The organism is Microcystis sp. LE18-22.4A, assembly GCF_027531105.1.
Lineage (GTDB): Bacteria > Cyanobacteriota > Cyanobacteriia > Cyanobacteriales > Microcystaceae > Microcystis > Microcystis aeruginosa.
Genome location: NZ_JAPZRB010000337.1, coordinates 25,286 through 33,082, shown reverse-complemented (window position 1 = coordinate 33,082; position 7,797 = coordinate 25,286). Strand labels below are relative to the sequence as shown.

Below are 7,797 nucleotides of genomic sequence, written 5' to 3'. Positions count from 1 at the left end.
ACTGACGAGAAGATATTGGTTTAATTGGGGTATAGAACGATAATAACGAAATTTATCACCCCGATCATAACCGGAGGTGGAAGGAGATAAAACTTCGATAATTAGGCAGGGATTTAAAATTTCATCGTTGCGATTATCACTAAATAATGGTTCCCCTGCAATGAGGATTAAATCTGGGTATAAACCGCGATTATACTGGGGTATCCATAGACGTAGATCGCTCGATTGAAGACGATAATTAGTTCCTCTTAAAGCTAATTTTAGCAGGACAATCAGATTAATGAGAATACTATTATGATTGATGCTTACCCCTGTCATCTCGATAATTTCCCCGTCGTGATATTCGTGTTTAACCTCGGCTATGGTTTCTAAATTACGATATTCTTCTAAGCTGATAGTTTTGGGGGGAGATGAAGTCAACATTTTTCCAGATTAGAGATTCTTTTATTTAATCATAACACAATTAATGCTACCCATTTAATTCTAATTCCCCTTGGAGAAAATCAATAAATTGTCTAGCAGTTCTTCCCGATCGCCCATTATGTTGGGTTGCCCATTGTTTGGCACGAAATTCTAATTCTTCTAAGCTAATTTTTAATTTAGCTAAACTGGCTAAATGACGCACTATTTCCAAATATTTTTCTTGATTAGCCGGTTCAAAAGTGAGGGTTAAACCAAAGCGATCACTAAAGGATAATTTTTCTTGTACTGTGTCCCAATTATGCACTTCATCACTATCTTTTGGTTGTGGTCGATCCGCAAAAAATTCTCTGACTAAATGTCGGCGATTAGAAGTGGCATAAACTACGACATTTTTCGGTCTAGCGGTGACGCTTCCCTCTAAAACAACTTTTAAAGCTTTAAAAGCTTCATCGTCTTCTTCAAAGGATAAATCATCGACAAAGATAATAAATTTTTGGGGCAAATCTCGCAAGATTTCAATAATTAATGGTAGGTCTTTTAACTGCGATTTTGCCACTTCAATTAAGCGCAATCCCTGACTATGATATTTTTGCAATAATCCCTTAACCAGAGAGGATTTTCCTGAACCACGGCAACCATAGAGTAAGACATTTAAAGCGGGATAACCTGCTAATAAAAACTCAGTGTTTTTAATCAAGGTTTTCTTAGGCATTTCATAACCGACTATGTCTTGAATCTGCACGGGATCGGGATGATTAATTCCTTGTAATCTGCCTTCTTGCCACCTTAAAGCTTGATAACGGGCAAAAATTCCTGTACCACACTCACGATAATAATCGGCTAGAGCTTCGACTAATTCCGTCCAATCTAAACTAGAATGGAGGAAACTTTCTAATTTATTGTCCACTTCCCAAGCGGGGAAAATTAGAAATTTAATTTGTTCAAAAACCGTCGAATTACTTAAGCTATAAATGCTAGAGTTATAAAGAGATTGGAGGATAGATAAATCCTGTTTAACGCCATTAATTAAAGATTCGGGTAACTCCCAAACACTTTTTTTCTGTACCTGTTGACTAAAGGGATTATCATCTAATAAAATTTGTTCGATTAGAAAATCATTCCAACTGATATTTCTCGATGCTAAAGCTTGAAACAATTGACCATAAGCTTTGAGAAAATCGGCAACATTATCCGTAGCTAATAGGGTAATAAATGCCTGGCCAATAGCATTATCAAAAACCCCTTGATACAAAACTAACAAGCTGACTTTTTTGTAAATTTCAGAGTTCATTTTTTCTTCTCCACTAATAACTAAGATTTCATGGCCGCCTTTTTGCAATTCCTAATCCGATTTAATAATTGCCGCCTTGTAGCCGAGGGAATGCCAATCAGTTATTATACTACCAAGATAGGGCGATATCTGCAACATTAAGGTTAAAAAGGGAGAAATGCCTACCGACTAATTCTTAGGATTTCTTGAATTGATTCTCGATAAAATTGATAACTTATAGCAGTTATCTTCATGGTGAGGTGCAAAGTTTTCGTTTTGGGGAGACGGTCGATGATACCCTGTCAGGTTACACATCATCTTGAGGAGAAACGCTATATTTGATAAAATTTAACCAATCTTGGATTTCCTGTCCTAACCAGAGACATTCATCCTCGCGGAGATTCTGACCGATCAGATAATAATTTTTAGCCGTCCGCAGACGAATCTGATAGTTACCTTCTGTGCCATTGCTATGGAGAAAAATACCCCATAAATCTTGAGTTTTAAAAGCAAATTTTTGGTAGATAAAAATTAAAACTTTATATTTAATTAAAACTTCTTGAGGTGTAAGAATTAATTGCATCTCACGCAAACAAATAAAACCAATTAGAGCTATAATAAAGGTAAGAATCGGGGAGATAAAGACAGTGACAGTAAGGACAATCGCCAAAGACCAGAGGGTAGGTGCATCGGAAGGTAGCTTAATTTTAGGGGGTAAATTAATCTCTAAATTATCCCGGTGTTTAGCGATACGGATGGAACTGTGGGGAGGTTTTGGTAATTTCTTAGGATCGATTAAACTTGAGGCTTGGCGATAGGAGGGATGTTGGAGAAATTTCAGAGCTTCTCTGGCACTTTTAAACCGCTTTTCTACCGCTATATCGGTCATAGTTTCTAACCAATCGATTAAATCATCATCAATTGTCACCCGTTGGCGAAATTGAATTTTAGAGTCGCGGTGGGGCAATTCTATCGGGACAATTCCCGTCGATAAATGAATTAAAGTCATACCTAAAGCATATAAATCAGAACTGGGAACCGCCCGGCCCCAAAATTGTTCTAGAGGTGCATAACCACTCGTCCCCACCACAGTAAAAGTAACTCCCGTCACTGCACCGCGGGACTGGACTGCCCCAAAATCTACTAAATAAACGTTATTTTCCGAGTTAATAATTAAATTACTAGGTTTAATATCTCGATGTAATACTGGGGGCGATAATTCGTGCAAATAAATGAGAATTTCGAGAACTTCTTGGGCAATAGTCCGAATTACCGTAGCGGTGAAACTTTGCCCCCTTTCTAAGCGATCGCTTAGGGATTCTCCCGGTATATAATCTTGTACAAGTACAAACCAAGGAATCCCGTCACCTTGATTTTTATCAAGGGAAAAATAATCGCGATAGCGGGGAATACGGGGATGATAGAGAGAAGCTAAGACGGCTGCCTCCCGTTCAAATAATTTTAATTCTTCCCACTCCATCTGGGGACTAAAAGCGAGGAGTTTAATAATTACCGATTCTTGGGATAATACATCGATAGCTAACCAAGTTTGACGACCGATAGCGGTATTTCCTAGGCGTTGTTGCAGTTGGTAACGTTCAGCTAAAAGAGAATCAGAAGTAAAGGTCATAGTGGCTTTTCCCTTATTTAGGGTCTGCTGAAAAAGTTTTTCCTGGGGACAGGGTGTGGGGTGTGGGGTGTGGGGTGTGGGAAGTGGGAAGAATAAATAAAAATAATCTCCTATCTCCTATCTCCTATCTCCTATCTCCTGACGACCGGCTACTGACGACCGGCTACTGACTCCTAACCCCACCAACAAACTTTTTGCCGCAAACCCTAATTAATATCAATTTGTTTTTTTGCTGTCCAACAAAGGGCAATTCCTTTTTCTTTATAGGAAGATTCTCCGACAAAGATAGGATATAATTCAGATTCCCCACGATAGATAATTTCCTGACCATCAAATCCTAGAAAAATCGGTTGATTGGGTTGAATTGCCTGATAATCTCGTTGGAGAATCTGAGGATGTAACATGGCTTTAATTTCACCCTGTTCATTCCTAGGATAATCGATCGAGCCTAAACGTTGGTAAACTGTGAGGGATTCGCTGAAAGTATCGAGATGGGCAGCCAGATAATTTTCCTGTTCGATATAGTCTAGGATTTGATAGATGAGTGTTTCGGTTTGACGAAAAAGATAGGGACAGATGACACCATGGTTAATTGGACCGATTTCGAGGGTAAAAGCTAGGGGACAAATTCCTTTCAGAAAATGATTTTCTCCCTCGCTGACGGGATGATAAATTAAGCGCACCTCAGGATTAATTTTAGTCAGATAGGTAAAGAGTTTTAATAGCCAAGGATGGGGGTTAGAATAAATAATCGCCAGCATCATGTTAGATGTGGTGCTGTGAATATCGATTAATAAATCAATGGATTTTTCTCGGATTTCTTTGACTATTTTTTGGGCTCGTTTTTGTTCGTATTGCTGACAATCGGGATTAACTAAATCTTTCTGGTTAAAACAACGATTTAAATCCGTATCGATATATCTAACCCGTTGCTTTAGGGCTAAGGGATTAGCGATGAGACTGTGGGATTGAAAACTGCTGCGAGCAATAAGATTAGGTGACTTTTGCAGGTATTTAACCAAATAAGCGGGAGTTAGTTCATTGCCATGCACACCGGCAATTAAAGCCAGATTTTTAATAGTAGTTTTCCGCTCGATCATTTTTTATAATTTTTGAGAAGTTAAGTGGGTGGGTGGAATTAAATATAAGATGAACGTAGGTTGGGTTGAAGCATGAAACCCAACGCCCGATTATGTTACGCTACCGCTAACCCATCCTACAAATAATTGTGCCTCCCTACTTATAATTATTTATGGTTTGCGGCAAAAAGTTTGTTGGTGGGGTTAGGAGTCGGTCGTCGGTCGTCAGAAGATTATTTTTATTTATTCTTCCCACACCCCACACCCCACACCCCACCCCTATAACTGATTTAGAAAAACCAGCCGTAGGAATGAAGACCTTTACCTAAAAGATTCACCCCTAAATAACATACCCAAACCACAACAAAACCACTCGCCGCTAGAATAGCTGGTTTTCTTCCCTGCCATCCCCGGGTAATGCGGGCATGGAGATAAGCGGCAAACACTAACCAAGTGATTAGCGCCCAAGTTTCTTTCGGATCCCAACTCCAATAGGAACCCCAAGCTTCATTCGCCCAAACCGCCCCGGCGATGATACCGATAGTGAGAAGGGGAAAACCGAGACCAATGACGCGATAACTGATATTATCGAGGGTTTCTGCCAAGCTGAGACGTTGGGGCGAAAGGGTCGTCATCGCTGTTAAGGTGGGAGTTAAAAGGGCGGTTGTGCCACTGTTAGCCGTTTCCAGGAAAATTGGGGCGGAAAGAGTGGTAGATAACTTATTTTGCAGACGATATGCCCCCGTACCCACGGAACTGCCTTTTAACTCGATATTTTGACCTCTAGTGACGATCAGAAAAGCGATCGCCATCAGGGAACCCACCATCAAAGCAGCATAACTTAACATCATGACGCTAACGTGCATCATCAGCCAATTCGATTTTAAAGCTGGAACCAAGGGCGCCGAAGTTTGCATTTCCCCGGGTAAGGACAAAGTGGCAAAAGCAGTAATCCCCATGGCTACAGGAGTCGTCACCACCCCCACCAGGCGACTGCGGCTATTGTACTCAGCAATTAAATGAACCGCAGTTACACCCCAAGCGAGAAAGAATAAAGATTCGTAAAGATTGCTGATGGGGAAATAACCCGCTTCTAACCAGCGCGCCCCCAATAAAGCGGCGATACAGAGGTTAGCGATGGCCACTCCCGTGCTGCCCAGGCCGGGCAACAAAGGTATGCTAGGAAAGGCTGCCCCGGCCCAATAAACCAGCATAGTTAAAAACAGGACTAAAAAAGAAGTGTTATCGAGAAAGTTCTCTAAGCTAACTAAATTCATGGGATTTCTCTCGTTTGTCGCTCGCTCGCTACCAAGTATTCCATCCTCTATCCTATCCCATCGGTAAGGCGATCGAGACAGGGAATTGTTAGTATGAACTTTGCATTTTCACTCTGACCCACCCTAAAAATTATGGCTAATCAAGAAGATAATCAATTTTCCTGGTCGCGTTTGCCTCTGTTAGGCAAAATCCTGATCATTTGTTCTGGTGTTGCCGCTTTAGGCTATTTTCTTATCCCTCGTCCCTCAGAATTATCCAATATTCCCCTCGAACCCTACAGCGAATTTATCAGTAGAGTGGAACGGGGCGACATCAGTAATGTCAAAATTGGCAATCAAGTCATCTATTATCAATTAAAAAATCCTTTAGAATCCCTGCCTATTCCGGGTAATCCCCCCGTTAATCCCCCAGAATCAAGTCATCCCTTTTACGGTGATTCTAGTTCTCTGGACAGCAAACCAAGCAGTAATCTAGTCTCCAGACGAGTCTTGGCCACGATTCCAGTCGATAACCCCCAATTACCCCAACTATTACAGCAAAAAGGCGTAATCTTCGAGGCGATTCCTGTGGCCGAAAACAGTTGGATCACCACTCTCCTCGCTTGGGTGGTTCCTCCCTTAATTTTAGTCGCCGCCATGCAGTTTCTGTTCTATCGCAACGATGACACCCGTAAATCGCTGCTTTTTAACAAAAATCTCGCTAAAGTTTACGGAGACGGCGAAAAATATCCGATTACCTTCAGTGATGTGGCCGGGGCCGAGGAAGCAAAAACCGAGTTAAAGGAAATTGTCGAATTTCTCAAGGATGCCGAGCGCTTTAATAAAATTGGGGCGCGTATTCCTAAGGGTGTTCTCTTGGTCGGACCGCCGGGGACGGGAAAAACCCTCTTAGCAAAAGCGGTCGCGGGGGAAGCGGGAGTGACGTTTTTTAGCATTTCGGCCTCGGAATTCGTGGAATTATTTGTCGGGACCGGGGCAGCCCGGGTGCGGGATCTATTTGCCCAAGCGAAGAAAAATGCCCCTAGCATCATTTTTATTGATGAATTGGACGCGATCGGTAAATCGAGAAGTTCGGGATCGGGAACTAGCGGCAGCAATGATGAGCGCGAGCAGACTTTAAACCAACTTTTGACAGAAATGGACGGTTTTAGCCCCAAAGAAGCCGTCGTCATCGTTTTAGCCGCCACCAATCGCCCAGAGACTCTTGATGCCGCTTTATTGCGTCCGGGGCGCTTTGATCGCCAAGTTTTGGTGGATCGTCCCGATTTAGCGGGAAGATTGGCAATTTTGGAAATATACGCCCAACGAGTCCAGATGGGTGAAGATGTTAACCTCAAAGCGATCGCCACCCAAACCCCCGGTTTTGCCGGTGCCGATTTAGCCAACCTCGTCAATGAGGCGGCTCTCTTGGCTGCCCGCAATAATCGGGAAAAAGTCAGTCAAATTGATTTTAAAGAGGCGATAGAAAGAGTTATCGCTGGTTTAGAAAAGAAAAGTCGGGTTTTATCGGAAAAAGAAAAGAAAATCGTCGCTTATCACGAAGTTGGCCATGCTTTAGTCGGCGCTGTCATGCCGGGAGGTGGTCGGGTGGAGAAAATTTCCATCGTTCCCCGGGGTTTATCCGCTTTGGGTTATACCCTGAAAATTCCCACGGAAGACCGTTTTTTGATGACAGAAACCGAATTTAAGGAACAAATTACTATGTTATTGGGCGGTCGGGCAGCCGAAGAATTAATCTTTGGCAGTGTCACTAATGGCGCTTCCGATGATTTACAAAGGGCGACGGATATTGCTGAAAGAATGGTGACAATGTATGGTATGAGTAAATCCCTGGGACCCCTAGCCTACGATAAAACAGGACAGGCTAATTTTTTAGGTAATAATCAGGGTAGTCCCCGCCGTTCGATCGGGGAAAATACGGCCAAAGCGATCGATGAAGAAGTTAAACAAATTATCGACGCTAGTTACCAAAAAGCCCTAGCAATTCTCAGTCACAACCGCAATTTATTAGAGTCGATTACCGCTAATCTTTTGACCACCGAAGTAATCGAAGGAGAAGAATTGCAAGAATTCTTAAATCAAGCGCAAATGGTCTGATCAATCCCCATAAATAGGGTC

6 protein-coding genes are annotated in these 7,797 nt (G+C 42.1%); 1 reads left to right on the top strand and 5 read right to left on the bottom strand.

What is annotated here, in order from left to right; genetic code table 11:
- The 5 genes from O9295_RS14925 to ccsB form a co-directional block, all read right to left on the bottom strand.
- Window positions 1-423: Uma2 family endonuclease (locus O9295_RS14925; protein WP_288033570.1), on the bottom strand; the 423-nt coding region annotated here is incomplete at its 3' end.
- Window positions 424-469: 46 nt separating this feature from the next.
- Complete coding sequence (locus O9295_RS14920) at window positions 470-1,714, bottom strand: ATP-binding protein (RefSeq protein WP_288033569.1); 1,245 nt, start codon at window positions 1,712-1,714, stop codon at window positions 470-472.
- Window positions 1,715-2,000: 286 nt separating this feature from the next.
- Window positions 2,001-3,323: a serine/threonine protein kinase gene (locus O9295_RS14915; protein WP_288033567.1), complete on the bottom strand. Its 1,323-nt coding sequence runs from the start codon at window positions 3,321-3,323 to the stop codon at window positions 2,001-2,003.
- A gap of 206 nt (window positions 3,324-3,529) precedes the next feature.
- Entirely contained in the window at window positions 3,530-4,423 is an 894-nt protein-coding gene (locus O9295_RS14910) for an aspartoacylase (protein WP_288033564.1), read from the bottom strand.
- A gap of 269 nt (window positions 4,424-4,692) precedes the next feature.
- On the bottom strand, window positions 4,693-5,679 hold the full coding sequence (gene ccsB, locus O9295_RS14905) for a c-type cytochrome biogenesis protein CcsB (RefSeq protein ID WP_149987215.1): 987 nt from the start codon (window positions 5,677-5,679) through the stop codon (window positions 4,693-4,695).
- A gap of 132 nt (window positions 5,680-5,811) precedes the next feature.
- Here ccsB and ftsH point away from each other — a divergent pair, with 132 nt between their 5' ends.
- On the top strand, window positions 5,812-7,776 hold the full coding sequence (ftsH, locus tag O9295_RS14900) for an ATP-dependent zinc metalloprotease FtsH (protein WP_190721490.1): 1,965 nt from the start codon (window positions 5,812-5,814) through the stop codon (window positions 7,774-7,776).
- Window positions 7,777-7,797 lie beyond the last annotated feature (21 nt).

What these genes read in the sequence shown, in the direction of transcription:
- O9295_RS14920 (WP_288033569.1), bottom strand. Translation starts at nt 1,714, where the DNA reads ATGAACTCTGAAATTTACAAAAAAGTCAGCTTGTTAGTTTTGTATCAA.
- O9295_RS14915 (WP_288033567.1), bottom strand. Translation starts at nt 3,323, where the DNA reads ATGACCTTTACTTCTGATTCTCTTTTAGCTGAACGTTACCAACTGCAA.
- O9295_RS14910 (WP_288033564.1), bottom strand. Translation starts at nt 4,423, where the DNA reads ATGATCGAGCGGAAAACTACTATTAAAAATCTGGCTTTAATTGCCGGT.
- ccsB (WP_149987215.1), bottom strand. Translation starts at nt 5,679, where the DNA reads ATGAATTTAGTTAGCTTAGAGAACTTTCTCGATAACACTTCTTTTTTA.
- ftsH (WP_190721490.1), top strand. Translation starts at nt 5,812, where the DNA reads ATGGCTAATCAAGAAGATAATCAATTTTCCTGGTCGCGTTTGCCTCTG.